This is a genomic window from Serratia sp. CMO1 (assembly GCF_015689115.1).
GTDB classification, from domain to species: Bacteria; Pseudomonadota; Gammaproteobacteria; order Enterobacterales; family Enterobacteriaceae; genus Serratia; species Serratia marcescens.
Genome location: NZ_CP065032.1, coordinates 2,824,276 through 2,845,563 on the forward strand (window position 1 = coordinate 2,824,276; position 21,288 = coordinate 2,845,563).

Consider the following 21,288-nt stretch of genomic DNA (forward strand, 5'->3'; position numbering starts at 1 on the left):
CCGCAGCACACGGATTAACGCTTGCCGCCTTTGCGGCGCGTCAGCATAAACCCGCACCACAGCACCGCAACCCACACCGGCATCAGCAACACCGAAATGCGGATCCCCTCGCTGAAATACATGATCACCAGAATCAGGCCGAGGAACGCCAGACACAGGTAGTTGCCGAACGGATACCACAGCGCCTTAAAGCTGGGAATGACGCCCTGGCGGTTCTTGGCGGCGCGGAATTTCAGGTGCGCTAGGCAGATCATCACCCAGTTGATCACCAACGTTGAAACCACCAGCGCCATCAGCAGCTCAAACGCCTTGCCGGGCATCAGGTAGTTGATCAGCACGCCGATCGAAGTAATCAACGCCGACAGCGCGATGGACAGCACCGGCACGCCGCGTTTATTCACGCGCGTCAGCGCCTTCGGCGCATTGCCCTGGCTGGCCAGCCCGAACAGCATGCGGCTGTTGGCATAAACGCCGCTGTTGTAGACCGACAGCGCGGCGGTCAATACCACTACGTTGAGCACCGTTGCCACCAGATTGCTGTTCAGCGCATGGAAGATCAGCACGAACGGGCTGCCGCCCTCCACCACTTGCCCCCACGGATAGAGCGACAGCAGCACGGTCAGCGAGCCGATATAGAAGATCAGGATGCGGTACACCACCTGATTGGTGGCTTTGGGAATGCTGCGACGCGGATCGGCGGCTTCCGCCGCGGTGATGCCGACCATTTCCAGGCCGCCAAACGAGAACATGATCACCGCCATCGCCATCACCAGCCCCGAGAAGCCGTGCGGCATAAAGCCGCCCTGCTGCCACAGGTTGGTGATGCTGGCCTGCGGCCCGCCGTTACCGCTGGCCAACAGCCAGGCGCCGAAGACGATCATGCCGACAATCGCCACCACCTTGATGATGGCGAACCAGAACTCGGTTTCGCCGTACAGGCGCACGTTCACCAGGTTAATCAGATTGATCAGCACGAAAAACAGCGCGGCGGAGGCCCAGGTGGGGATCTCCGGCCACCAGTACTGAATGTAGATGCCGACGGCGGTCAATTCCGCCATGCCGACCAGAATGAACATTGCCCAGTAGTTCCAGCCGGAAAGGAAGCCGGCGAAATCGCCCCAGTATTTATAGGCAAAGTGACTGAAAGAGCCGGCGACCGGCTCCTCCACCACCATTTCGCCCAGCTGGCGCATGATCAAAAATGCGATAAAACCGCCGATGGCGTAGCCCAGCAGCACGGCGGGGCCGGCCATTTTAATGGTTTGCGCAATGCCGAGAAATAAACCGGTACCAATGGCGCCCCCGAGGGCAATAAGCTGTATGTGTCTGTTTTTTAAACCGCGTTTTAGCGGAGTATCCTGATGCTGACCGCCCATCTTATCCTCATATGGCGTATACCCTTGCCGCTATCGGCCAAGATTTCACCAATCAATAAATGTATCTGCGGGCGGCTTTTTAACACTTAACCCCGTGAGCATCAAGGAGAAGCGCCCCGAGACGGCAGGCCGGAGCGCGATTTTTTTACCGCGAGAAAGCGGATAACGGCAGCGTTCAGCCAGGCATACCGCACAGTTTGGTCAGATTGCGCGCGCCGATCATCAGCGTGGCGACATAAGATTGGCTACGCGTGACCACTTCCACCGCCACGCGATCGTTTTGATATTTTATCAGGTAGGTCGAGGGCCAGCCCTGACGGCGCTGGCCGAAGCTTTCGGCATGACGATCGATCGCCGCATGGGCAATCACCAGATGAGACAAGTTTTTATCACCTTTGATAATGCGCTTCATAAACAGCCTCCGCCAACGACAGCTCTGTTATTAGAAAAAGGAGAAACTCTTACCAATCACCGGTATTGTTCGACTCAGTTAACCTGTCGGCTCATCAGGAAGCAGATCATCGCCGCGCGCAGCGGGCTGGCGCTGTCCGCCTGCCATTCACCGCCCTGAGTGCTCATGCGCGCCTGCCACTGCGGGCTGTCGCTTTGGTTGTCGGGGTTCAGACTGATTTTGTTGGCGCAAATGATCGGCCAGGCATCGGAGGGATTCTTGCAGTAATCTTTACCTTTCACACCACCGTAGGGATACCACTTGTCCGGGTTCTCGCCGGTCAGCAGCGCAATGCTGCGGTTCACTTCGGCATCGCTTTCTTCGTACCATTTAATCATCGGCTTCATCCATCTTTCGTAAGGTTCGCGCTACATTACGATGTCTGTACGACAGTTTTATGACAGCGCCGCCGGTTTTCACATTATCTCTACTAATGCTTTGTCCCCTTTATCTTTCCTTAGCGCCTGCGTAAACTTTTCTCCCTGTTCAGCGCCCAGAGAACGCATGCATGTTGACCGGCCTTAACCATCTGACGCTCGCCGTCAGCAATCTCGATCGCAGCTTCGATTTTTATCGTCATCTGTTGGGATTTATCCCGCACGCCCGCTGGCAAGGCGGCGCCTATCTTTCGTTAGGGCCGTTGTGGCTATGCCTGTCGCTGGATGAAACGCGCATGCAACAACGCGAGCGCGATTACACCCATTACGCCTTCAGCGTCGCGCCGGAACACATTGAGCAGGTCAGCGAGCGGTTGCGCCAGGCCGGCGTCGAAGAGTGGAAAAGCAATCGCAGCGAAGGCGAATCACTCTATTTTCTCGATCCCGATGGGCATCAATTGGAGATCCATGCCGGCGATTTGGCCAGCCGCCTGGCGGCATGCCGGAAAAAGCCGTATCAGGGCATGGTGTTTTACTGAGGCGCCCCGGCGACGCAGCCGTCGGCCGGGGCATCATGCTCAACGTTCGGGGATGAAACCTTTGAAATCCAGCGCGGGGTTGAGATCGTCGTCAGCAGCAGCGGCGCCGTCTGCGCCGGCGCGGTGCGCCATACGCTTCAACAGCGCCGTTTGCTGGCGTTGTTGCTCGGCAATCTCCTGCAACAGGCGAATCTGCTCGTTGGCGCGCACGCTGGCGCGGTTCACCAGGAACCAGACCCACAGCCCGGCCAGCAACGCCACGGCGGCGAGGGCCAGCGACAACAGGCCGTTCTGGCCAAAACCTAAATCGTACATGGACAACCCTATCTACTGCGAAATTCAGGCCGCCATCTTAACACTCGCGGCGGCCGTGCGAACATCCCTGCCAAAAATTGCTTACCAGGGCACGAAGCGGGTCACCGAACAGATGCCCAACGCAAAATTTCCACCATCGTCGCAATAGCTGTCCAGCGCCAGCAGGTAGAAAAACAGGCAGGCAGCGACGGCCGTCATTATCACGAGGATTTTTTTTCGCAACAAATTTAGCAGCCTCATTGTTATCTTGGTAATCTATCGCGCATGTTATCACAGCGAAGTTAAACGAAGTTTAACTTTCCGTTTAGATTTCTGGCTATCGCCCGGTTTTCAGACTGTTACCCTTGCCCTCGCATAGGCGCCGTGGCTAGATGAACCCTCAGGGATAACGAGGAAATACGATGAGCAAATTGATTAAGTGGGTATTGGTGTTGGCGGTCATTTACGGCGGCTTTTTGATCTCGGGCTACGGCGTGCTGATCGGCAGCAACAAAAACGTTGGCGGGTTGGGATTGCAGTGCAAATACCTGACGGCGCGCAACGTGGCGATCGCCCAGTACGTGAATGGCGACAACGGTTTCATCGGCGTAGCCGACTGCCCGCTGTTCAAGAAAATCGAAACGGTGGTGGATTAACCGCCACCGCCCGACGCCGCCGCTCTGCGGCGGCCCCGCCTCAGTTGCGGGTAAACTTCATCTCGATCAGCGCAATCGCCTTGTCAATCGCTCGGCGGGTCACCGGATCGGCGCCGGCAGGATGCGTGGAGAAATCGATGCTTTTGAGCTGACCCGCCATCTTGTCGCGCACTTCGGTCGGCGCAATCACGTCGATAACGTCCAGAATCTGTTTGATGACCAGTTGGCAAGCGACCAGATCGGAAGCCAGTTCCTGCTCGTTGCTCAGCATGTCAGACATAATAAATTTCCTTCTTGATTCAAACGCCGCACAGAATAGCATGGCGTCCGCGCCATTGCCCGCTCTCCCCGTCTTTTTCCCCATTCTGCGCACCGGCTGGCAAAAGCCTGCGGCGGATTGGCCTATACTTGCTGCATGGCGGTGGTAAAAACCACTCGCAAGCCACAACCAACAGGAGAAAGTTATGGCGAATCACAATGTGAAATCCTGGGCGACAGTGCGTGAAACTTCGGTGGAAATCGCCGAAGCCATTTTTGAGCTGGCAGGGAACGATGAAGTGTTGGCGCAGAAAATCTGGGAAGAAGGCAGTGATGAAGCGCTGGTGAAGGCCTTTGCCAAAACCACCGCCGACCAGCTTTATTGGGGAGAGGAAACCGTCGAGCGGAAAAACGTTTGAGCGGTTACGCAACAAAAAGCCCGGGTTTCTGACCCAGGCTTTCCCGATTAGCGCTCGCCCCGCTCAGCGGCGTGCATGTCTCTTGCTCTCACGGTTCTTCACCTCCCACACCTTCCGCATTTTTCATGCTCATCACCGGCGTCGCCATAAAAGCGCCGACGCCCACGATTACAACCAGAGTAATAATCACTGTCATTAACATGCGATCACCCCATCAACGTTGAGTTGTTACGGCTGACTCTGTTTTGGCGGTTCTTGCTGCGGCTTTCTTTGCGCCCCCCACCGCGGCGGCGACAGTCCCAGATTAGCCGTTTTTCCTTTCGGCTGACAAGCGGCGGTCAAACGGTTTTTCCGAATAATTGCCCCCCGTCACGGGCGGCATTTTTGTCCACGGCGGCAAGTTGTGTATACTTCACCGCTATGTAGGTCTCACACTGACGCACTGATGATACAAGAACACCACCTCTCGTTGGTCTGCGCCCTCAGCAAATGGGTCGAAACTCACCTCGGACGAGTGATCCATCTCGAAGAGCTGGCCGAGTACTCCGGCTACTCGCTGTGGCACATGCAGAAGCTGTTCAAAGAAGCGACAGGGATTTCGCTCGGTAAATACATTCGCGAACGCCGTCTGGCCGGCGCGGTCTATCAACTGCGCAGCAGTGAAGCGTCGATCTTCGACATCGCCCTGGACTTTGGCTTCGGTTCTCAGTCCCACTTCACCTACATGTTCAGAAAGCGTTTTAATATCACACCCTATGATTTCCGCCAGGATTTGAGCGTTGACCTGCACATCGATCCGCCGCTGCACGTCATTCACCAAAAATCCGCCTGAAGCCCGCCGCAAATCGGCGGGTTAACGCGCCCCCCAGACCGCCAGCATCGCAATCGTGGCCGGCAGCGCCTGCACCCACAGAATTTTGCGGCTGGCGCTCAACCCGCCGAACACCCCGGCCGCCAGCACACACCCGAGAAAGAACAGCTGCAGTGCCATATCCTCACGCCAGTAGCTCCATGCCAACCCCAAGGCCAGAAAGCCGTTGTACAGCCCCTGATTGGCGGCTAACACCCGCGTGGCTGCGGCGAAATCCGCCGTTGTGCCGAATGCGCGCCTGCCGAGTGGCGTACGCCACAGGAACATTTCCAGCACCAGGATATAAAGATGGAGCGCTGCGATGAGCAGCAGCAAAATATCGGCAAAGAACTTCATGGTGGTTCCAGTCGTTTATTGAAGATGTCATCAATTATAAACTCCTTCGCTCACCATCCCATCGGCGGAGATAAAAAAACCCGCCGAAGCGGGTTTATGCAGGAGTCATTTTTTGAGGTTAGTTTAATACGGCGACCAACAATGCCGCGACAGAGACCCAAAACAGCGCCGTGGCAACCACGACATGGGACAATCTTGCACGATAAAGTACTTGGCTCATAATGACCTCACTGACATCTGACTAACGGGAGACAACCTGACTTCCTGAGGATTATCCTAAACTTCTTCCCACTGTCGTTATATGCGCCAGATCACTTTTCCGCCGAGAACCCTTATATTGTCGTAAAGCTGGAGCCGCGATCACATTAATTACGCCTTATTAGAGCGAAATAAGCCGAATAATCGCGGCGATTATATCCTAACGCTATCAAACATCGTTCCAAGGCAGGCGTGGTGCGGCCATGCGCTCACCAGAATAACCGCTAACCGTCGGGAAACGCGGCGCGCCTTGTTCCCAATCATGCTGAGCCCGAGTAATTTCAGCCTTGGTATGGCCAACGAAATTCCACCAGATAAGGATCTCTTCGTTTAATGGCGCCCCACCGATGAGTAATCCCCGGCTCCCCTTCTGTGCATTTAACCCAATAGAGTTATTCTTCATGCCCAAATAGGCGAATTCATCAGGTGAAAAGATTTCACCATTAAGTTCAAATGCACCAATAAGGGGCAAAAAGCCGATTTCATAATCATCGCGCAACGGCAATTCGATTCTTGCCGCTTCTTCCCATTCCAGATCAATGGCGATTAATGGCGAAAGAGTAAACACCGGTGAACGATAAGCGCCAAATTCCCCGACCAACAAACGATGATTCACGCCGTTATTCTGCCATTGCGGCAAGTCAGGATAATGATCGAAGCGTGGCGCCATGTCGGCATGTTCGGCCGGCAGCGCGATCCATAATTGCGCAGCATGCAACCGCCGCTGCTCGCCCACCGACTGTTCCGTATGCGCAATGCCGTGCCCCGCGGTCATCAGGTTAACCTGCCCCGGGCGAATTACCTGCTCACTGCCGAGGCTGTCTCGGTGCAGCACCTCACCCTCTATCATCCAGGTGAACGTTTGCAGCCCGGTGTGCGGATGCGGCCCCACATCCATGCCGAGCGAAGTGCCGTTGAATACCGTCGGCCCGGCGTGATCGAGAAAACACCAGGCGCCGACGGTGCGCCGCTCCCGGGTTGGCAACGCGCGGTTGATCGGAATGCCCCCCACTTCGGCGTTACGCACGGCAATACGTTGTATCTGGCGCACGCCGTCAACGACGGGGCACTCGCGTGAAGGTGAAGAGAGCGTAGGACGTGGCTGACTCATCGCAAAGACCTCCTGAATGGCGCCGATTCGCCAAGGGTAACCGCCCAAGCTTAACACAGGACAGCTCCCCCGCAGAGCGACGACGTGCAGGCACGTCCGCGCGGTTCAGGGTGCTTTGATATAGCAGCTCTTGATGTCTATATCGTCATGCGCGTGCCTGAGATCGGAGAAATAGGTCACGCCAAAGAGAATTGATACCACCAGCAGCACGGACACCAACAGGCCGATGATCGCCAGCAGTTTGGTTTCATCATGGAGATTAGGCTCCATTTTATCTCCCCTAGTTAATCGCGTCAGGTCACCCACAGCGTGACCGCCAGCGTAAAGATAATCAGTGAGCAGGACGCCACCGCCAACACGACGATCGCAAATTGCGCATCACCCAAGGTTTCTCGATAATTTTTATCCGTTGAGGCGTTACGCTGTTGTTTCACTAAATCGGTTTTCACTCGTTCAACTGCTGCATTGCTGTTTGACGGGGCAAAACATCCCCTCAGAATAAGGCGCCAACGTCGCTGACTTGGTCGCTCCGGCCTCAACCGGGGGATGACGCTATCAATTTTCCCCATCAGGGTCAACACCGCGCCTGCCGGCGAGCGAGCAGGTACACAGGGGAGATGTAACTGGAATGGAGATCGCAGGGAAATAAGAGACGCCTATTGCAGAGGACAAAAAAAAAGCCCGGTACGTAACCGGGCCTGGGTAGACCGATGCGTTATTGCGGGATACGCAACACCTGCCCCGGATAAATCTTGTCCGGGCTCGACAGCATCGGCTTGTTGGCTTCGAAAATCTTGTTGTACAGATTGGCGTTGCCGTACATCTCTTTAGAGATCGCGCTCAGCGTATCGCCCTTCTTCACGGTATAGAAGCGGCTCTCGGCGTCGGATTGCGCTACCGCCACCTTGTCTTCCACGCCGCTGATCCCCGCCACGTTGCCGATAGCCACCAGGATCTTCTCTTTTAACTCCTGGCTGACGGCGTCGCCGGTCACTACGGCTTTACCATCGACCACCTGCACATCAACTTTGTCGGTGCCCGGCAGGCCGCTCTTATCGAGATGTTCCTTGAGTTTGGCGCTTTGATCTTCGGCGGAGGCATTGCCGGTGACTGTATCCCACAGTTTTTCGCCCGCTTCTTTGACGAAGTTAAACAAGCCCATATTCACTCCTTTTGATGGTTGCAGTAATGCGTTTAAGTAAGGCTTGTTAAGCTTAGCATCGACAAAAGGATATGCCATCCGCTTACGGCGTCAGAAACGGGTAGAGTATTCCGAAAGTGTCGTCAGCGGCGTTTCCATGGCGATTAATCGCGCAATGATGCTGAAAAATCGCGCTTTTCTACCTACACTGTTGCAGACAAGGCAACTCGACGAAGGAGGCGTGCAACGATGTACGCATTGGTGATGTTTGTCTGTTATCTGGATGGCGGCTGCAGTGAAATGGTGGTCGATATATTGCGCGACGAGCCGCAATGCCTGGTCGCGATGAAGGAACAGAACTTGCGACACGCCGGCTGTTATCCCATGGAAGAGTTTATCGACGGCTTCTGGTTGCCAGCCAGCGAATATTCCGATTTTTAACCTCCTCCCCGCGCGATGCTGAGGAATTTCTGATTTCATCGGAAACTTCGTCTTCCTCCGAGGCATAAGGCCGCTGTTTTGCTAAATTGCGGCTCCCGAAGAAGAGAGAGACAGAGAAAGGTCATGCCAGCATCGGCTCATTCCAACGAGCAATATGAAACTCTGCTGCGCGACGTCAGCCTGGCGTTAGGCGACGCAGTGTTGCAGTTAATCAAAAACCATAAAAAGGTATCCGGCGGCAATATTCTTTCACAGCTGGTGACCGAAATAGAGCGGGAGCAGGATCAGCAACGTTTCGCCGCGCTGCGTTCCGCCATTGAGCTGGTCGGGTTGGCGCCAAAAGGCTGAGTTCCCGATAAAACAAAGGCAGGGCTTGCGCCCTGCCTGATTACCAATCCCGACACAGGATGAAGGTAATGAAATTGCAGAATTAGAAACGATACGTCAGGCTGACGGCAACGATATCATCGTTGGCCAGTTTCAGTTTGTTATCGTCGCTCAGTTGGTTGATTTGATAATCGACGTAGGTGTACATATTTTTGTTGAAGTAGTAAGTCGCCCCCACTTCCACGTATTTCACCAGGTCGGCATCACCGATCCCTTCGATATCCTTGCCTTTGGACTGCACGTAAGCCACGGAAGGACGCAGGCCGTTCTCAAATTGATACTGAGCCACCACTTCGAAGTTTTGCGTTTTATTGGCGAAGCCGGAAGTGCCGTTGACGCTGATCGGCGTCATGTTACGGGTTTCGGCATACATCGCGGCCAGGTAAACCTGGTTGGCGTCGTATTTCACCGCGGTGGTCCAGGCGGTAGCGCTGTCACCCTTGCCATACTGCAGCTCTTTTTGCTTGCTGGTGCGGTTGGAATCAGAGAACGCCGCCGCTACGCCGATGCCGGTGCCGCCGATGTCCTGATAGTCCAGAGACAGGCCGTAACCGTCGCCGTTTTGCTTGGTCACGCTGCGGCCGTCACCGTCGTTTTTACCCTGATACTGCACCGCCAGGTTCAGGCCTTCCACCAAACCGAAGAAATCACGGTTGCGGTAGGTGGCCAAACCGTTGGAACGGGCGGTCATAAAGTTATCGGTATAGCTGTAGGAGTCGCCGCCGAATTCCGGCAGCATGTCGGTGTAAGCCTCGGCGTCATACACCACGCCGTAGTTACGGCCGTAGTCGAAAGAACCGTAGTTGCCGAATTTCAGCCCCGCGAAGCCCAGACGCGTTTTGGTGCCGGCGGTGCCTTGCGCTTCGTCGTGATTGGCCTGGACGTTGTATTCCCACTGGCCGTAGCCGGTCAACTGGTCATTGATTTGCGTTTCGCCTTTGAAGCCCAGGCGAACATAGGTCATATCACCGTCGTTGGACTTACTGTCGCTGAAATAATGCTTGGCGTTAACGCGGCCGTACAGGTCGAGTTTATTACCATCCTTATTGTAGATTTCAGCCGCGTTGGCGAAGGAGGTGATCGCCCCGAGGGCGACAGCTAAGGCTAATACACTGCGTTTCATCATTTATTTTCCTAGATATTATAATTAGAACCCTGCCCGTCACGCCCAATTTATAATTTGGGCTGTGATTTTATCTTTTGGTATTTTATGAGCTCCCCTAATGCTGGGGTGATGTGACATTAGCATCATGAATCAAAACTTAAAATCAAAAAGTTCATGAAACAACGAGGAGAAAGCATGTTTATGTGTAACTAAATATTACAAAAAAGAAATCACTCAACTCATTGAATATAAGAATTTTTTATCACATAAGTTATAACCAAAACGGTGCAATGCACTATTATGGTGCAATTCAGTTTCGTTTTGCGTGCTTTCTGCGCGATTCAAAAGTAACAACAAAATTAGCATGGTTATTAAAAACGTTACTTATTTCACATTTTTATCTTAACAAACTCACCAGGCAATTAAGGCTTTCAGATAACGACCTGACACTGCCTTCTATTCATTCGCATAAAGACACGGATTCGTGACGAATAAAACTCGCCTTACGGGAATAAAAATAGCGGGAAATAGCAGATTAAAATAATGAAAGGAATAACGGCGGCGCGCTGACGGCGCCACCGTGGATAAATCAATACAGCGTAGAGCGGGAAACTTCGCTCAACAACATGCCGGCACGCAGGCCCAACGCCACGCTGGGGTTAGGGAACAGTATCCACGCCCCCTCCTGGCCGACGCGATAGTCCTCCTGCGGCTGCTCGCACAGCAACATGCCCGGTTCCAGCTCGGTGAAGTTGGCCGTGTCATCGTCCAGATGCAGTTTGAAATCTTCGCTGTGCTTGATCAACGAGTGCATCACACGGAAAACCCGAATCTCGGCGCCCGCACGCACCGGCAGCGCCCCTTCGCTGACCGCCGCCCGCAGAGCGCGATCGATGGCGGCGAACTGCTGCAGATCGTTGCTGCCGAACGGCCGCGCCTTGCCCAGCTCGAGCGTACAGCTCGCCGCATTGAGATGTTCGCTGGAGTAATGGCTAAACGTCCCGCCCGGCGCACTGTGTACCACCAACGCATCCAGATCGGCGGCATCCAGCAGCTTCAACATCGGCTCACTGTACGGGCGTTTCTGAAAGGGAAGAATGCCGAAACGCGGCAAACGCGATTCGCGGATGGCGGTGTGCAAATCGTAATGGAAACGCGCCGCCTGCTCCCCATCGAAAAAGGCGGCGAGCGCACGCTCCAACTGTTGCGCGCGCACGGTTTCGCCGCTGGCGGCGAAGTTGCGGTAGCGGCCGCCGAACATGCGGTTCATATCGCTGTGCAGATAACGCTTGCCGGCCCGCATCGCCGCCGGGTTGCCCAGCACCACCAACAGTCGCGCCGTCAGCGGCAACCGGCCGGCAAGGAGATCGCCGACCAGTTGATTGAGCAGTTCAATCGGCGCGGTTTCATTGCCGTGCACGCCCGCCGACATCACCATCGCCTGGCGGTAAGGCTGTCGCGGCGTAAGCTCCAGCACCCCTTCCCCCTGCCAGCGCCACCGCAGCTGCGGTGTTTCACCTTGCCATTCGACGGGTTCGTTCCCTTCCAGCGTCAGGGGCAGTAGATCGATCATGCTGCCTCCCTTAGCGTTGGAACGGATAAATGGCGCCGAGACCGAGGATCGACGTCAACGCATCCAGCGCCTCGCGCCCTTCGCGCAGCAGCAGCGGATCGGCCAGGTCATCCTGCGTCAGGCGGTCGCGGTAATGACGATCGACCCACTCGTTCAATGTTGCGAACAGCCGATCGTTCATCATCACGCGCGGATTGACCGCTCTCAACTCTTGTTCGTTGAGCGCCACCCGCAACCGCAGGCAGGCAGGGCCGCCGCCGTTGCGCATGCTTTCACGCAGGTCGAACACGCGGATTTCATCGATCGGGCCGCCGCTGCCGACCATGTCGTTGAGGTAACGCCACACGCCGGCGTGCTGACGCGACTCCTCCGGCACGACGATCATCATCTTGCCGTTCGGTTTGGTAAGAATTTGGCTGTTGAACAGATAGGTCGCCACCGCGTCCGCTACCGAGACGCGCTCTGTCGGCACTTCGATCGCCACCAGCTCGCTGTCCAGCGTCGCCATCTTGCGGCGCACTTCATCCAGCGCCTGTTGCTGGCGGTAGAACGCCTGCTGATGATGGAACAGCACGTTCTGGTTGCTGACCGCAATCACGTCGTTATGGAACACGCCCTGATCGATCACCGCCGGGTTTTGCTGCACGAAGACCGTATGCTGTTCATCCAACTGGTGCAGGCGAGCGATCGCCTCGCCGGCTTCGCGCGTCTGGCGCGCCGGATAACGCGCCGGCGCCGTTTCGCCGCCGAATTCCTGACGACCATAGACGAACACCTGCACGCTGCGCTTGGCGTAATCACCGCCCAAACGGTTATGGTTGGCCGCCCCTTCGTCGCCGAACAACGCCACCTGCGGCAGCGCCTCGTGGTGGGCGAAATGCCGATCGTCGCTGAACATCGCCCGCAATACGGCGGTGGTGGTCTCCGCTTCGATGGCGCGGTGGAATTTGTTGTTCAGGTTGGCGGCGGTGAAGTGCACCTTGCCGTCGGCGCTGTCCGCCGAAGGCGACACGGTGGCCGCATTGGCGGTCCACATGCACGACGCCGAGCTGAGCGCCGACAGCAGGCGCGGCGACTGACGCATCGCCTGCGCCAGCACCGCCTCATCGCTGCCGCTGAAACCCAGGCGACGCAGCATCGGCAAATGCGGCCGCTCCTGCGGCGGCAAGACCCCTTGCTGGAAACCGAGATCGGCCAGCGCCTTCATTTTCAGCAAACCTTGTTTCGCCGCCAGCTTCGGGTTCGATACGCTGTTTTGATGCAGCGTTGACGCCTCGTTGCCGAACGACAGCCCGGCATAGTGGTGCGTCGGCCCCACCAAACCGTCGAAATTGACTTCATATCCTGACATGTTTATCCCCTGGGGATAGCGTGCGGCAGCGCCATCGCGCCGCCGCAGACGATTAACGGAACGACAAGCCCGGCGAGAGCGTGGCCGGCAGCGACAGGCTTTCGCTTTCCAGCGAAGCCATCGGCCAGGCGCAATAGTCCGCCGCATAGAAGGCGCTTGGGCGATGGTTGCCTGAGGCCCCCACGCCACCGAACGGCGCCGCGCTAGACGCCCCGGTCAGCGGCTTGTTCCAGTTGACGATGCCGGCGCGCGCTTCCAGCAACAGCCGCTCGAACAGCTCGCGCTGCGGCGATACCAGCCCCACCGACAGGCCGTAGCGCGTCCGGTTGGCGAGCTGCAGCGCCTCGTCAAAATCGCGATAACGCACGATGGTGGTCAACGGCCCGAAATACTCTTCGTCCGGTACGCCGGCCACGCCGGTCAGATCGACGATGCCCGGGCTGAGCAGCGAACTGCCCGGCTCCAGCAGACGCATGCTCAGCAGCGATTTGCCGCCCAGCGCCAGCAAACGTTGCTGCGCTTTCAGCATGTTTTCCGCCGCGGCCGCCGACACCACCCCGCCCATGAACGGCTGCGGTTCGGCATCCCAACGGCCGACGCGCAGTTCGCCCGCCACCTGAACCAAACGCGCGATAAAAGCGTCGCCTTCCGCCCCTTGCTTCACCAGAATCCGACGCGAACAGGTGCAGCGTTGGCCGGCGGAGATAAACGCCGACTGGATAGCCAGGTTGACCGCCGCGTCGCGATCCTCGAAGCCGTCGACGATCAGCGCATTGTTGCCGCCCATCTCCAGCGCCAGGATCTTCTCCGGCTGCCCCGCCAATTGGCGATGCAGGTGATAGCCGGTGCCGGCGCTGCCGGTGAACAGCAGACCGTCGATATCCGCACTGGCCGCCAACGCTTCGCCGGTTTCGCGGCCGCCTTGCACCAGATTGATCACCCCGTCCGGCAGACCGGCCCGCAGCCACAGTTTCAGGGTCTCCTCGGCGGTCAACGGCGTCAGCTCGCTCGGTTTGAATACCACGCAGTTACCGGCCAACAGCGCCGGCACGATATGGCCGTTCGGCAGATGGCCGGGGAAATTGTAAGGCCCAAACACCGCCAGCACGCCGTGCGGACGGTGGCGCAGCACCGAAGCGCCGTCGGCCATCGCCGTCTGGCTAAAACCGGTGCGCGTCTGATAGGCCTGCAGCGAAATGCCCACTTTGCCGATCATCGCCTGAATTTCAGTCAGCGTTTCCCAACGCGGCTTGCCTGTCTCGCGGCTGATGGTTTCCGCCAGCGACTGCTTGTGTTCTTCCAGCAAGGCGGCGAAGCGTTTCACCAGCTGTTCGCGCTGCTCGAACGGCGTGCGCGCCCAAGCGGGGAACGCGGCGCGCGCGGCTTCGCAGGCGGCGGCGACGTCGTCGGCGTCGGCGGCGTTAGCGCGCCACAGCGGCTGGTTGCCGACCGGATCGGCCTTGCCGAACTCGGCGCCGCGGCCCTGCCGCCAGACGCCGTTAATCAACAGAGCAGGATGGGACATCATGCTTTCTCCTGTGCAATAAGGGGGAGCACCCGCACCGGGCTGCCCTGTTCGACGCCCAGCGCCGCAGCGGTGGCGGCGTTGATATGCAGGCGGTCGTCATACAGATCGGCATTGACCAACAGTGCGCGGTAATTCTGATAGTTGTCGTTGGCCACCAGATGCACCGGCGCATCGGCGCGCATCGGCGTGTCATCCAGCATCACTTTCACCAGGCGGCTCTGCTTGACCGCGCGGATATGGTCGATCTCCGCTTCCAGCGTCGGACCGCCGTCGAAGATATCGACGTAGCCCTGATAGCTCAGGCCTTCCGCCTCCAGCAACCGGCGCGCCGGCAGGGTTTGCGGGTGTACTTCGCCAATCACTTTCTGCGCATCTTCGGCCAGAAAATCGACATACAACGGGTGTTTCGGCATCAGCTCGGCGATAAACGCCTTTTGCCCGGTGCCGCTCAGGTAGTCCGCCTTGGCGAACTCGATGGAGAAGAAACGGTGGCCGACGCTCTCCCAGAACGGCGAACGGCCGTTTTCATCGGAGAAACCGCGCATCTCGGCGATCAGACGGCGGGAGAAGCGTTCACGGAACGCGGCGATAAACAGGAAACGCACCTTCGACAGCAGTTTGCCGTTCTCGCCGTGGCGATAATCCGGATCGAGGAACAGCGTGCACAGTTCCGAATGCCCGGTATGGTCGTTGCTCAGGAACAGCGTCGGCACCGATTTATAGACGTTCAGCTGTTTGGAAGCGTGCACCTGCGTGCCGACGCGGAAGCTGTACCAGGGTTCCGCCAGGCCGACGGCCACTTCGATCGCGCAGACCCCCACCGCCTGCCGGCGCTCGCTGTCTTCCAACACGAACAAATAACACTGGTCACTTTGCGGAAGTTCGCCTTGCCAGGTTTTTAACGCCCGCTCAATGCGTGCCGACAAGGTATCTTCATTCTGCGGCAGTGAAGTGAGACCGATGCCGGATTTACCGGCAAGCGTCAGTAAATCCGCCAGATCGCGACGCTCTATAGGGCGAATAATCATCATAATGCGAACCTCTTCTGAATCAGGCTGCGCCGGTGAAGGCGCAGCCCGCTGATTAGCTGCAAATGCGCGCCACGGCGCGCGCGAATCGCGCCAGCCCCTCTTTCACATCCTGCTCAGGGATGATCAGCGACGGCGTGAAACGCACCACGTCCGGGCCGGCGATCAGCGCGATAACGCCTTCTTCGTTGGCCAGTTGGGTGATCTGCTTCGCTTTGCCGGCATAATCTTTCTTCAATTGGCAGCCGATCAGCAAACCGCCCCCGCGGATCTCGGCGAAGATCGGGTACTGGCGGTTGATGTCGTTCAACCCGTCGATGAACCACTGGTGACGTTGCTTGACGCCTTCCAGCACTTCCGGCGTGTTGATGATGGAGAACACTTCCCCCGCCACCGCCGTCGCCAGCGGGTTGCCGCCGTAGGTGGTGCCGTGGGTGCCGACGCCCAGCGTTTTCGCCAGCGCATCGGTGGTCAGCATCGCGCCGATCGGGAAGCCGCCGCCCAGCGCTTTGGCGGTCGTCAGCACGTCCGGCACCACGCCGTACTGCATGTAGGCATACAGGTGGCCGGTGCGGCCGACGCCGGTCTGCACTTCGTCGAAGATCAGCAGCGCGTTATGACGATCGCACAGTTCACGCAGCCCCTGCAGGAAACTGGCCTCCGCCGGCAGCACGCCGCCCTCGCCCTGGATCGGCTCGACGATCACCGCGCAGGTGCGATCGTTGATAAGCTCGGCCGCTGCGGCCAGATCGTTATACGGCGTATGGGTGATGCCGCCCGGCAGCGGCGCAAAATCCTGCGAATATTTCGGCTGGCCGCCGGCGGAAACGGTGAACAGCGTACGGCCGTGGAACGCGTTGTTGAACGCCACAATCTGATCTTTACCGGCGCCGTGCTGGTCGTGCGCATGCTTGCGCGCCAGTTTCAGCGCCGCTTCGTTGGCTTCTGCACCCGAATTACAGAAAAACACCTTGTCGGCGAACGTGGCGTCGATCAGTTTTTTGGCCAGACGCAGTACCGGTTCGTTGGTATAACCATTGCCCAGATGCCACAGTTTGCCCGCCTGCTCCACCAGCGCCGCCTTGACCGCCGGGTGCGCATGGCCCAACGCGTTAACCGCGATGCCGCCGGCGAAATCGATGTAAGACTTACCCTGCTGATCCCACACCTGCGATCCTTCGCCACGCACCAGAATAAAATCGGCAGGGGCATAAACCGGGACCATCCAGTCATCGAAAGACTGGCGGGTAACTGCGATTGGCTGTTCCATAGTGACCTCATAATCTCAGCAAAGGCTGAATTTTGACTGTAAGGGCCGCTCAAGCCCGGTTAGACCGCCACAATGCAAAAAAACCGTTGTTCAAAACCGACTTTCGCGGCGGAGAAAATGCTGTCCCTCACCGCTGATTTAGAAACAAATCTGTTACATAAAATCGGTTTTTCACTATTTATGGCGTATATCCGGTCCCTGAGCGGGGAGTAAATGTTAACGAGCAGTTAAAATACATGTCGTTTGATAAAGAGTGTAGAGCAGCTATCGTGCCAAAACGGGATTTTTGCCGGATTTTGCTATTTTTTACGTTAAAACAACGGCTTATAGTGAATATTTATTCATTTTCTATGCATTGGTAATGCATAAATTAAAAAATAAGGCCTAAAATCATCATTGCGTGCGAAATCCTATTCAATTACGAAAAACTTCAGGATTTCTGATCGGGCTCGCAAAAATAATTTCACCCAATTTGCTCGCTATCACACTTTTTGCCCCCATCGGGTGCGGCGGCGCGCCAGCATGGTGCAACGCGGCAGCGACGCCACCCGATAAAGGAGCCGCGTTGACCGCGGTTCCTGCTTTGTACGCCAGCGGCTCCACTGTGATCCTGACCGCCCCTTCTCTTCTGCGCACAAGGAGCCACCATGCCCAAGAAAACCGTCGATCTCAGCCAGCCGCACGCCCAACACGACATCCGCGCGTTTCTCGACGCGCTGAATGCCGCCGGCGGTAAACCCATGGAGCAGATGAAGCCCAAAGAGGCGCGCAGGGTTTTGGAGGACGCGCAACGCAGCGTCGAGGTGCCGCTGCGCGAGGTGGAAATCAGCGAGAAAACCATCCACGTTGAGGGCCAGGATATTCTGCTGCATCTGGTGCGACCGGCCAGGGTCAAGGAGGCGTTGCCGGTATTCATGTTCTTTCACGGCGGCGGCTGGGTGCTGGGCGATTTTCCCACCCATGAACGGCTGGTGCGCGATCTGGTTTACAGCTCCGGCGCGGCGGCGGTGTTCGTCAACTACCCCCGTTCCCCGGAAGCGCATTACCCACAGGCGATCAATCTGGCCTATGCCGCCACGGAATGGGTGGCCGAGTACGGCGAAAAAATCAACGTCGATGGGTCACGGCTGGCGGTGGTCGGCAACAGCGTCGGCGGCAATATGGCGGCGGTGGTCAGCCTGATGGCCAAAGAGAAAGGCATACCGGCGCTGCGTTGCCAGATCCTGCTGTGGCCCGTCACGCACGCCCATTTTGATACCGATTCCTATCATCAGTTCGCCGAAGGCCATTTCCTGACCCGCAACATGATGAAGTGGTTTTGGGACAGCTATGCGCCCGATAAGGCGCAGCGCAAAAACATCTACGCCTCGCCGCTCAACGCCACGTCGGAACAGCTGCGGGGCTTGCCGCCGGCGCTGGTGCAAACCGCCGAGCTGGACGTGTTGCGCGATGAAGGGGAAGCTTACGCGCGTCTGCTTGACGCCGCCGGCGTCGAGGTCACCGCCACCCGCTACAACGGCCTGATCCACGATTACGGCCTGTTGAATCCGCTCGCCCACGTCCCGGCGGTGCATTCGGCGATCCACCAGGCCGGGCGCGCGTTGAAGCACTATCTGTCCTGACGCTAGCCAACCACGTGGCAAGCCACCTGATGGCCGGGAGCCACGCTGCGCAGATGCGGCGCCTGTTCACGGCATTGCGCCGTGGCCAGCGGGCAGCGGGGATGGAAACGGCAGCCGCGCGGCGGGTTGGCCGGGTTCGGCGGCTCGCCGCCGGCCGCCCACGCCGGCGAACGTTGCGCATCCAACGTCGGCACCGCCGCCAACAAGGCCTGCGTGTAGGGATGCAGCGGCTGGCGAAACAGCGAATCGCGGTCGGCGCTCTCGACGATCTGCCCCAGATACATCACCGCCACGTCCTGGCACAGATGCTCCACCACGCCGAGATCGTGCGAAATAAACAGCAGCGTCACCCCCTGCCGTTCCTGCAAATCGGAAAACAGATTGATGATCTGCGCCTGGATCGACACGTCGAGCGCCGATATCGGTTCATCGGCGACGATAAATTCCGGTTGCAGGATCAGCGCGCGCGCGATGCCGATGCGCTGCCGCTGGCCGCCGGAAAACTCATGTGGAAACCGCCCGTAATGCTGCGGCGACAGCCCGCAGATCGCCAGGGTATCGAGCACCCGTTCGCGCAGTTCCGCCTTGCTTGCCAGGCCGTGCTGCAACAGCGCTTCGCCGATGGCGTCGCCCACGCGCAGACGCGGGTTCAGCGAGCTGTACGGATCCTGAAACACCAGCTGCATTTTCGGCCGCAGGGCGCGCAGCGCGTCTTTGTTGAGGCTATCCAGCGCCTGCCCTTTGAACAGCACCTCGCCGGCGGTTTTATCGTGCAGGCCGAGCAGCGTGCGGCCGACGGTGGTTTTGCCGCTGCCGGACTCGCCCACCAGTCCGAAAACGCGGCCCTTGCGGATGCTGAAGCTGACGTCGTCCACCGCCTTCAGTTGGCCGGTGGTGCGCCCGAACAGCCCGTCGCGCAGCGGGAAATATTTCTTTAACCCTTTCACTTCCACCAAGGGTTCAGTCGACATGCGGGCGCCCTCCGGCGTTGAGGAAGCAGGCGGATTGGCGCTGCTGAGTCCCGTACAGCGGCGGAATGCCATCGCGGCAGCGCGCGGTGGCCTGCGCGCAGCGCTCGGCAAACGCGCAGTGTTCAGGCAGCCGCGCCAGATCCGGCACCTGGCCGGGAATGGAGTACAAACGGCGACGCCGCTGTCCCGGCACCGGCCGCGAGGCGATCAGCCCTTGAGTATAAGGGTGCCGCGGTTCGGCCAGCACTTCCCGCGTCGTGCCCTGCTCGACGACGCGCCCGGCGTACATCACCGCCAGCCGATCCGCCATTTGTGCGATCACCCCAAGATCGTGGGTGATCAAGATCATCGCCATATTGTGTCGCCGGCTCTGCTCGCGCAGCAACGCCAGGATTTGCGCCTGTACCGTGACGTCGAGCGCCGTGGTCGGTTCATCGGCGATCAGCAGCGCCGGCCGGCACCCTATCGCCATGGCGATCATCACGCGCTGCAGCATGCCGCCGGAAAGCTGGTGCGGGTAGCAGCGCATCAGCGCCTCCGCGCGCGCCAACCCCACCTCCTCCAGCCGTTGCACCGCCTGACGCCAGGCCGCTTTCGGCGACAGAAGCAAGTGCCTGATCAGCGGCTCCACCAGTTGTTCGCCGAGGGTCAACACCGGATTAAGCGCGCTCATCGGCTCTTGAAAAATCATCGCCAGCCGGTTGCCGCGCAGATCCGCCATCTTGGATGCCCGTAGCGACAGCAGGTTTTGCCCTTCAAAGCGAATCTCACCGCCGTCTACCTGCGCCAGCGGCTGCGGCAACAGCCCCATCAGCGCCATGGCGGTCACGCTTTTGCCGCAGCCCGATTCGCCGACGATCCCCAGCGTTTGCCCGGCCTGCAGTTCCAGGCTGACCTGCTGCACCGCCCGCACCGGCCCCTGCTCGCCCTGAAACGACACCGACAGTCGGTCGAACGCCACCAGCGGTTGACTCATCGTTTTACCCCGCTCATTTTCGGATCGAGCGCGTCCCGCAGGCCGTCGCCCAAGATATTGATCGCCACCACGGTGACGAAGATCGCCAGCCCCGGCGGCATCCACAGCCAAGGGCGGCGCTGAAAGTCGATCAGGCTGTTGGCGGCGTCCATCATGTTGCCCCACGACGGCGTCGGCGGCACCACGCCCAGCCCAAGGTAGCTCAACGCCGACTCGCTGAGGATGGCGTTGGCCACCGCCATGGTGGCGACCACCACCAAAATCGGCACGGTATTGGGCAACAGATGGCCGAAGAGGCGCCGCCGGGTGGAGAGCCCCAGCACTTCGGTGGCCAACATGAAATCCCGCTCGCGCAGCGACAGGATCTGGCCGCGCACCAGCCGCGCCAGTGACGGCCAGCCCAGCAGGCTCAGCATGATCATCACCATGTAGATGCGGTAGTCCGGCGACACATCGAGTTCGGTCAGCATCGCGCCCATGATGATCAACAGCGGCAGGCCGGGAATGGTCATCAGCAGATCGGCGAAGCGCATGATCAGCCGATCCGCCACGCCGCCCAGATAACCGGAAAGCGCCCCCAGCACGTAGCCCAGCGTCACCGACAGCAGCATCGACACCAGGCCGATGGTCAGCGATATCCGCCCCGCCAGCAGCAGCCGGGTGCAGATATCGCGGCCGAGAAAGTCGGTGCCCAACCAGTGCGCGCCGCTGGGCGCCTGATTGATATTCAGCACATCGCCGGCATCGTCGCGCCACGGCGACAACGACGGCCCAATCAGGCACAGCAACGCCAACAGCACCAGCAACGCCAGCGAAATCATCGCCGGCCGGTGGCGGCGCAGCCGTCGCCAGGCCTGCGCCGCGGGCGGTGGCGACAGTTGCGCCAGCGCCGGCAGTTGCGCCTGGCGCCAGCGGCGACGGCGGCCGAAAAACAACGTAGCCAACATCG

Annotated in this window: 27 protein-coding genes; 7 read left to right on the forward strand and 20 right to left on the reverse strand. The window is 58.6% G+C overall.

Features of this window, described 5'->3' with window-relative positions; all coding sequences use genetic code 11:
* Positions 1-14: 14 nt before the first annotated feature.
* The 3 genes from IT763_RS13470 to IT763_RS13480 form a co-directional block, all read right to left on the reverse strand.
* On the reverse strand, positions 15-1,376 hold the full coding sequence (locus tag IT763_RS13470) for an amino acid permease (RefSeq protein WP_016927398.1): 1,362 nt from the start codon (positions 1,374-1,376) through the stop codon (positions 15-17).
* Between the two features lie 175 nt (positions 1,377-1,551).
* A complete protein-coding gene (locus tag IT763_RS13475; RefSeq protein WP_004927680.1) occupies positions 1,552-1,788 on the reverse strand; it encodes a DUF4060 family protein in 237 nt (78 codons plus the stop codon).
* Between the two features lie 74 nt (positions 1,789-1,862).
* Positions 1,863-2,165 carry a phage protein NinX family protein gene (locus IT763_RS13480; protein WP_016927397.1) on the reverse strand — a complete coding sequence of 101 codons (303 nt, stop codon included), beginning with the start codon at positions 2,163-2,165 and terminating at the stop codon, positions 1,863-1,865.
* A 170-nt stretch (positions 2,166-2,335) separates the two neighbouring features.
* Here IT763_RS13480 and fos point away from each other — a divergent pair, with 170 nt between their 5' ends.
* Positions 2,336-2,743 (forward strand): fosfomycin resistance glutathione transferase, encoded by a 408-nt coding sequence (gene fos / locus IT763_RS13485; RefSeq protein WP_049299166.1) that lies wholly within the window; start codon positions 2,336-2,338, stop codon positions 2,741-2,743.
* Between the two features lie 39 nt (positions 2,744-2,782).
* On the opposite strand, the gene IT763_RS13490 is transcribed toward fos, so the two are convergent.
* Together IT763_RS13490 and IT763_RS13495 are read right to left on the reverse strand one after the other, a co-directional pair.
* Positions 2,783-3,058, reverse strand: coding sequence for a YebO family protein (locus IT763_RS13490; RefSeq protein ID WP_033640075.1), 276 nt, complete (start codon positions 3,056-3,058; stop codon positions 2,783-2,785).
* An 81-nt stretch (positions 3,059-3,139) separates the two neighbouring features.
* A complete protein-coding gene (locus tag IT763_RS13495; RefSeq protein ID WP_004927688.1) occupies positions 3,140-3,298 on the reverse strand; it encodes a PhoP/PhoQ regulator MgrB in 159 nt (52 codons plus the stop codon).
* A gap of 161 nt (positions 3,299-3,459) precedes the next feature.
* On the opposite strand from IT763_RS13495, the gene IT763_RS13500 reads away from it, so the two are divergent.
* The gene (locus IT763_RS13500; protein WP_004927690.1) at positions 3,460-3,693 is read left to right on the forward strand and encodes a YobH family protein; all 234 of its coding nucleotides are present in this window, start codon (positions 3,460-3,462) and stop codon (positions 3,691-3,693) included.
* A gap of 40 nt (positions 3,694-3,733) precedes the next feature.
* Here IT763_RS13500 and IT763_RS13505 read toward each other — a convergent pair whose 3' ends face one another.
* The gene (locus IT763_RS13505; RefSeq protein WP_004927692.1) at positions 3,734-3,973 is read right to left on the reverse strand and encodes a DUF2766 family protein; all 240 of its coding nucleotides are present in this window, start codon (positions 3,971-3,973) and stop codon (positions 3,734-3,736) included.
* A gap of 184 nt (positions 3,974-4,157) precedes the next feature.
* Here IT763_RS13505 and IT763_RS13510 point away from each other — a divergent pair, with 184 nt between their 5' ends.
* Complete coding sequence (locus IT763_RS13510; RefSeq protein WP_049299165.1) at positions 4,158-4,370, forward strand: YccJ family protein; 213 nt, start codon at positions 4,158-4,160, stop codon at positions 4,368-4,370.
* 445 nt (positions 4,371-4,815) lie between these two features.
* On the forward strand, positions 4,816-5,202 hold the full coding sequence (locus IT763_RS13515) for a helix-turn-helix domain-containing protein (protein ID WP_004927697.1): 387 nt from the start codon (positions 4,816-4,818) through the stop codon (positions 5,200-5,202).
* Between the two features lie 21 nt (positions 5,203-5,223).
* On the opposite strand, the gene IT763_RS13520 is transcribed toward IT763_RS13515, so the two are convergent.
* The 5 genes from IT763_RS13520 to lysM form a co-directional block, all read right to left on the reverse strand.
* Positions 5,224-5,577 (reverse strand): DUF1304 domain-containing protein, encoded by a 354-nt coding sequence (locus tag IT763_RS13520; RefSeq protein ID WP_049299164.1) that lies wholly within the window; start codon positions 5,575-5,577, stop codon positions 5,224-5,226.
* Between the two features lie 427 nt (positions 5,578-6,004).
* Positions 6,005-6,946, reverse strand: a complete 942-nt coding sequence (locus IT763_RS13525) for a pirin family protein (RefSeq protein WP_049299163.1) — start codon at positions 6,944-6,946, stop codon at positions 6,005-6,007.
* Positions 6,947-7,051: 105 nt separating this feature from the next.
* The gene (locus tag IT763_RS13530; RefSeq protein WP_004934557.1) at positions 7,052-7,216 is read right to left on the reverse strand and encodes a hypothetical protein; all 165 of its coding nucleotides are present in this window, start codon (positions 7,214-7,216) and stop codon (positions 7,052-7,054) included.
* Positions 7,217-7,239: 23 nt separating this feature from the next.
* Positions 7,240-7,395, reverse strand: a complete 156-nt coding sequence (locus IT763_RS13535) for a hypothetical protein (protein ID WP_016927390.1) — start codon at positions 7,393-7,395, stop codon at positions 7,240-7,242.
* Positions 7,396-7,661: 266 nt separating this feature from the next.
* Entirely contained in the window at positions 7,662-8,108 is a 447-nt protein-coding gene (gene lysM, locus IT763_RS13540) for a peptidoglycan-binding protein LysM (RefSeq protein ID WP_016927389.1), read from the reverse strand.
* Between the two features lie 228 nt (positions 8,109-8,336).
* On the opposite strand from lysM, the gene IT763_RS13545 reads away from it, so the two are divergent.
* Together IT763_RS13545 and IT763_RS13550 are read left to right on the forward strand one after the other, a co-directional pair.
* Positions 8,337-8,528, forward strand: coding sequence for a YebW family protein (locus IT763_RS13545; RefSeq protein WP_004934567.1), 192 nt, complete (start codon positions 8,337-8,339; stop codon positions 8,526-8,528).
* A gap of 123 nt (positions 8,529-8,651) precedes the next feature.
* The gene (locus IT763_RS13550) at positions 8,652-8,876 is read left to right on the forward strand and encodes a biofilm development regulator YmgB/AriR family protein (RefSeq protein ID WP_016927388.1); all 225 of its coding nucleotides are present in this window, start codon (positions 8,652-8,654) and stop codon (positions 8,874-8,876) included.
* A gap of 82 nt (positions 8,877-8,958) precedes the next feature.
* Here the strand turns inward: IT763_RS13550 and ompC are convergent, their stop codons facing one another.
* The 6 genes from ompC to IT763_RS13580 all read right to left on the reverse strand — a co-directional run bounded on the left by ompC (position 8,959) and on the right by IT763_RS13580 (position 16,770).
* Positions 8,959-10,041 (reverse strand): porin OmpC, encoded by a 1,083-nt coding sequence (ompC, locus tag IT763_RS13555; protein WP_016927387.1) that lies wholly within the window; start codon positions 10,039-10,041, stop codon positions 8,959-8,961.
* Between the two features lie 568 nt (positions 10,042-10,609).
* On the reverse strand, positions 10,610-11,593 hold the full coding sequence (gene astE, locus IT763_RS13560; RefSeq protein ID WP_049299162.1) for a succinylglutamate desuccinylase: 984 nt from the start codon (positions 11,591-11,593) through the stop codon (positions 10,610-10,612).
* A gap of 10 nt (positions 11,594-11,603) precedes the next feature.
* On the reverse strand, positions 11,604-12,944 hold the full coding sequence (gene astB / locus IT763_RS13565; protein ID WP_049299161.1) for an N-succinylarginine dihydrolase: 1,341 nt from the start codon (positions 12,942-12,944) through the stop codon (positions 11,604-11,606).
* A gap of 52 nt (positions 12,945-12,996) precedes the next feature.
* Positions 12,997-14,469 carry a succinylglutamate-semialdehyde dehydrogenase gene (gene astD, locus IT763_RS13570; RefSeq protein WP_049299188.1) on the reverse strand — a complete coding sequence of 491 codons (1,473 nt, stop codon included), beginning with the start codon at positions 14,467-14,469 and terminating at the stop codon, positions 12,997-12,999.
* Positions 14,469-15,503: an arginine N-succinyltransferase gene (gene astA / locus IT763_RS13575; protein WP_206194774.1), complete on the reverse strand. Its 1,035-nt coding sequence runs from the start codon at positions 15,501-15,503 to the stop codon at positions 14,469-14,471. Before astA ends, astD begins: the two co-directional genes overlap by 1 nt.
* A 52-nt stretch (positions 15,504-15,555) precedes the next feature.
* Positions 15,556-16,770, reverse strand: coding sequence for an aspartate aminotransferase family protein (locus IT763_RS13580; RefSeq protein ID WP_015378175.1), 1,215 nt, complete (start codon positions 16,768-16,770; stop codon positions 15,556-15,558).
* A gap of 647 nt (positions 16,771-17,417) precedes the next feature.
* Between IT763_RS13580 and IT763_RS13585 the strand changes: the two genes are divergently transcribed.
* Positions 17,418-18,392 carry an alpha/beta hydrolase gene (locus IT763_RS13585; protein WP_016927382.1) on the forward strand — a complete coding sequence of 325 codons (975 nt, stop codon included), beginning with the start codon at positions 17,418-17,420 and terminating at the stop codon, positions 18,390-18,392.
* A gap of 2 nt (positions 18,393-18,394) precedes the next feature.
* Here IT763_RS13585 and IT763_RS13590 read toward each other — a convergent pair whose 3' ends face one another.
* From IT763_RS13590 to opp4C, 3 genes are read right to left on the reverse strand one after another with little or no spacing between them, the layout of a single operon-like run.
* Positions 18,395-19,363, reverse strand: a complete 969-nt coding sequence (locus IT763_RS13590; RefSeq protein ID WP_016927381.1) for an ABC transporter ATP-binding protein — start codon at positions 19,361-19,363, stop codon at positions 18,395-18,397.
* Positions 19,353-20,339 (reverse strand): ABC transporter ATP-binding protein, encoded by a 987-nt coding sequence (locus IT763_RS13595; protein ID WP_033640070.1) that lies wholly within the window; start codon positions 20,337-20,339, stop codon positions 19,353-19,355. Before IT763_RS13595 ends, IT763_RS13590 begins: the two co-directional genes overlap by 11 nt.
* Complete coding sequence (gene opp4C, locus IT763_RS13600) at positions 20,336-21,286, reverse strand: oligopeptide ABC transporter permease (protein ID WP_016927379.1); 951 nt, start codon at positions 21,284-21,286, stop codon at positions 20,336-20,338. The genes IT763_RS13595 and opp4C overlap by 4 nt, the downstream gene beginning before the upstream one ends.
* Between the last annotated feature and the right edge of the window lie 2 nt (positions 21,287-21,288).

What these genes read in the sequence shown, in the direction of transcription:
- IT763_RS13470 (WP_016927398.1), bottom strand. Translation starts at nt 1,376, where the DNA reads ATGGGCGGTCAGCATCAGGATACTCCGCTAAAACGCGGTTTAAAAAAC.
- IT763_RS13475 (WP_004927680.1), bottom strand. Translation starts at nt 1,788, where the DNA reads ATGAAGCGCATTATCAAAGGTGATAAAAACTTGTCTCATCTGGTGATT.
- IT763_RS13480 (WP_016927397.1), bottom strand. Translation starts at nt 2,165, where the DNA reads ATGATTAAATGGTACGAAGAAAGCGATGCCGAAGTGAACCGCAGCATT.
- fos (WP_049299166.1), top strand. Translation starts at nt 2,336, where the DNA reads ATGTTGACCGGCCTTAACCATCTGACGCTCGCCGTCAGCAATCTCGAT.
- IT763_RS13490 (WP_033640075.1), bottom strand. Translation starts at nt 3,058, where the DNA reads ATGTACGATTTAGGTTTTGGCCAGAACGGCCTGTTGTCGCTGGCCCTC.
- IT763_RS13495 (WP_004927688.1), bottom strand. Translation starts at nt 3,298, where the DNA reads ATGAGGCTGCTAAATTTGTTGCGAAAAAAAATCCTCGTGATAATGACG.
- IT763_RS13500 (WP_004927690.1), top strand. Translation starts at nt 3,460, where the DNA reads ATGAGCAAATTGATTAAGTGGGTATTGGTGTTGGCGGTCATTTACGGC.
- IT763_RS13505 (WP_004927692.1), bottom strand. Translation starts at nt 3,973, where the DNA reads ATGTCTGACATGCTGAGCAACGAGCAGGAACTGGCTTCCGATCTGGTC.
- IT763_RS13510 (WP_049299165.1), top strand. Translation starts at nt 4,158, where the DNA reads ATGGCGAATCACAATGTGAAATCCTGGGCGACAGTGCGTGAAACTTCG.
- IT763_RS13515 (WP_004927697.1), top strand. Translation starts at nt 4,816, where the DNA reads ATGATACAAGAACACCACCTCTCGTTGGTCTGCGCCCTCAGCAAATGG.
- IT763_RS13520 (WP_049299164.1), bottom strand. Translation starts at nt 5,577, where the DNA reads ATGAAGTTCTTTGCCGATATTTTGCTGCTGCTCATCGCAGCGCTCCAT.
- IT763_RS13525 (WP_049299163.1), bottom strand. Translation starts at nt 6,946, where the DNA reads ATGAGTCAGCCACGTCCTACGCTCTCTTCACCTTCACGCGAGTGCCCC.
- IT763_RS13530 (WP_004934557.1), bottom strand. Translation starts at nt 7,216, where the DNA reads ATGGAGCCTAATCTCCATGATGAAACCAAACTGCTGGCGATCATCGGC.
- lysM (WP_016927389.1), bottom strand. Translation starts at nt 8,108, where the DNA reads ATGGGCTTGTTTAACTTCGTCAAAGAAGCGGGCGAAAAACTGTGGGAT.
- IT763_RS13545 (WP_004934567.1), top strand. Translation starts at nt 8,337, where the DNA reads ATGTACGCATTGGTGATGTTTGTCTGTTATCTGGATGGCGGCTGCAGT.
- IT763_RS13550 (WP_016927388.1), top strand. Translation starts at nt 8,652, where the DNA reads ATGCCAGCATCGGCTCATTCCAACGAGCAATATGAAACTCTGCTGCGC.
- ompC (WP_016927387.1), bottom strand. Translation starts at nt 10,041, where the DNA reads ATGATGAAACGCAGTGTATTAGCCTTAGCTGTCGCCCTCGGGGCGATC.
- astE (WP_049299162.1), bottom strand. Translation starts at nt 11,593, where the DNA reads ATGATCGATCTACTGCCCCTGACGCTGGAAGGGAACGAACCCGTCGAA.
- astB (WP_049299161.1), bottom strand. Translation starts at nt 12,944, where the DNA reads ATGTCAGGATATGAAGTCAATTTCGACGGTTTGGTGGGGCCGACGCAC.
- astD (WP_049299188.1), bottom strand. Translation starts at nt 14,469, where the DNA reads ATGTCCCATCCTGCTCTGTTGATTAACGGCGTCTGGCGGCAGGGCCGC.
- astA (WP_206194774.1), bottom strand. Translation starts at nt 15,503, where the DNA reads ATGATGATTATTCGCCCTATAGAGCGTCGCGATCTGGCGGATTTACTG.
- IT763_RS13580 (WP_015378175.1), bottom strand. Translation starts at nt 16,770, where the DNA reads ATGGAACAGCCAATCGCAGTTACCCGCCAGTCTTTCGATGACTGGATG.
- IT763_RS13585 (WP_016927382.1), top strand. Translation starts at nt 17,418, where the DNA reads ATGCCCAAGAAAACCGTCGATCTCAGCCAGCCGCACGCCCAACACGAC.
- IT763_RS13590 (WP_016927381.1), bottom strand. Translation starts at nt 19,363, where the DNA reads ATGTCGACTGAACCCTTGGTGGAAGTGAAAGGGTTAAAGAAATATTTC.
- IT763_RS13595 (WP_033640070.1), bottom strand. Translation starts at nt 20,339, where the DNA reads ATGAGTCAACCGCTGGTGGCGTTCGACCGACTGTCGGTGTCGTTTCAG.
- opp4C (WP_016927379.1), bottom strand. Translation starts at nt 21,286, where the DNA reads ATGTTGGCTACGTTGTTTTTCGGCCGCCGTCGCCGCTGGCGCCAGGCG.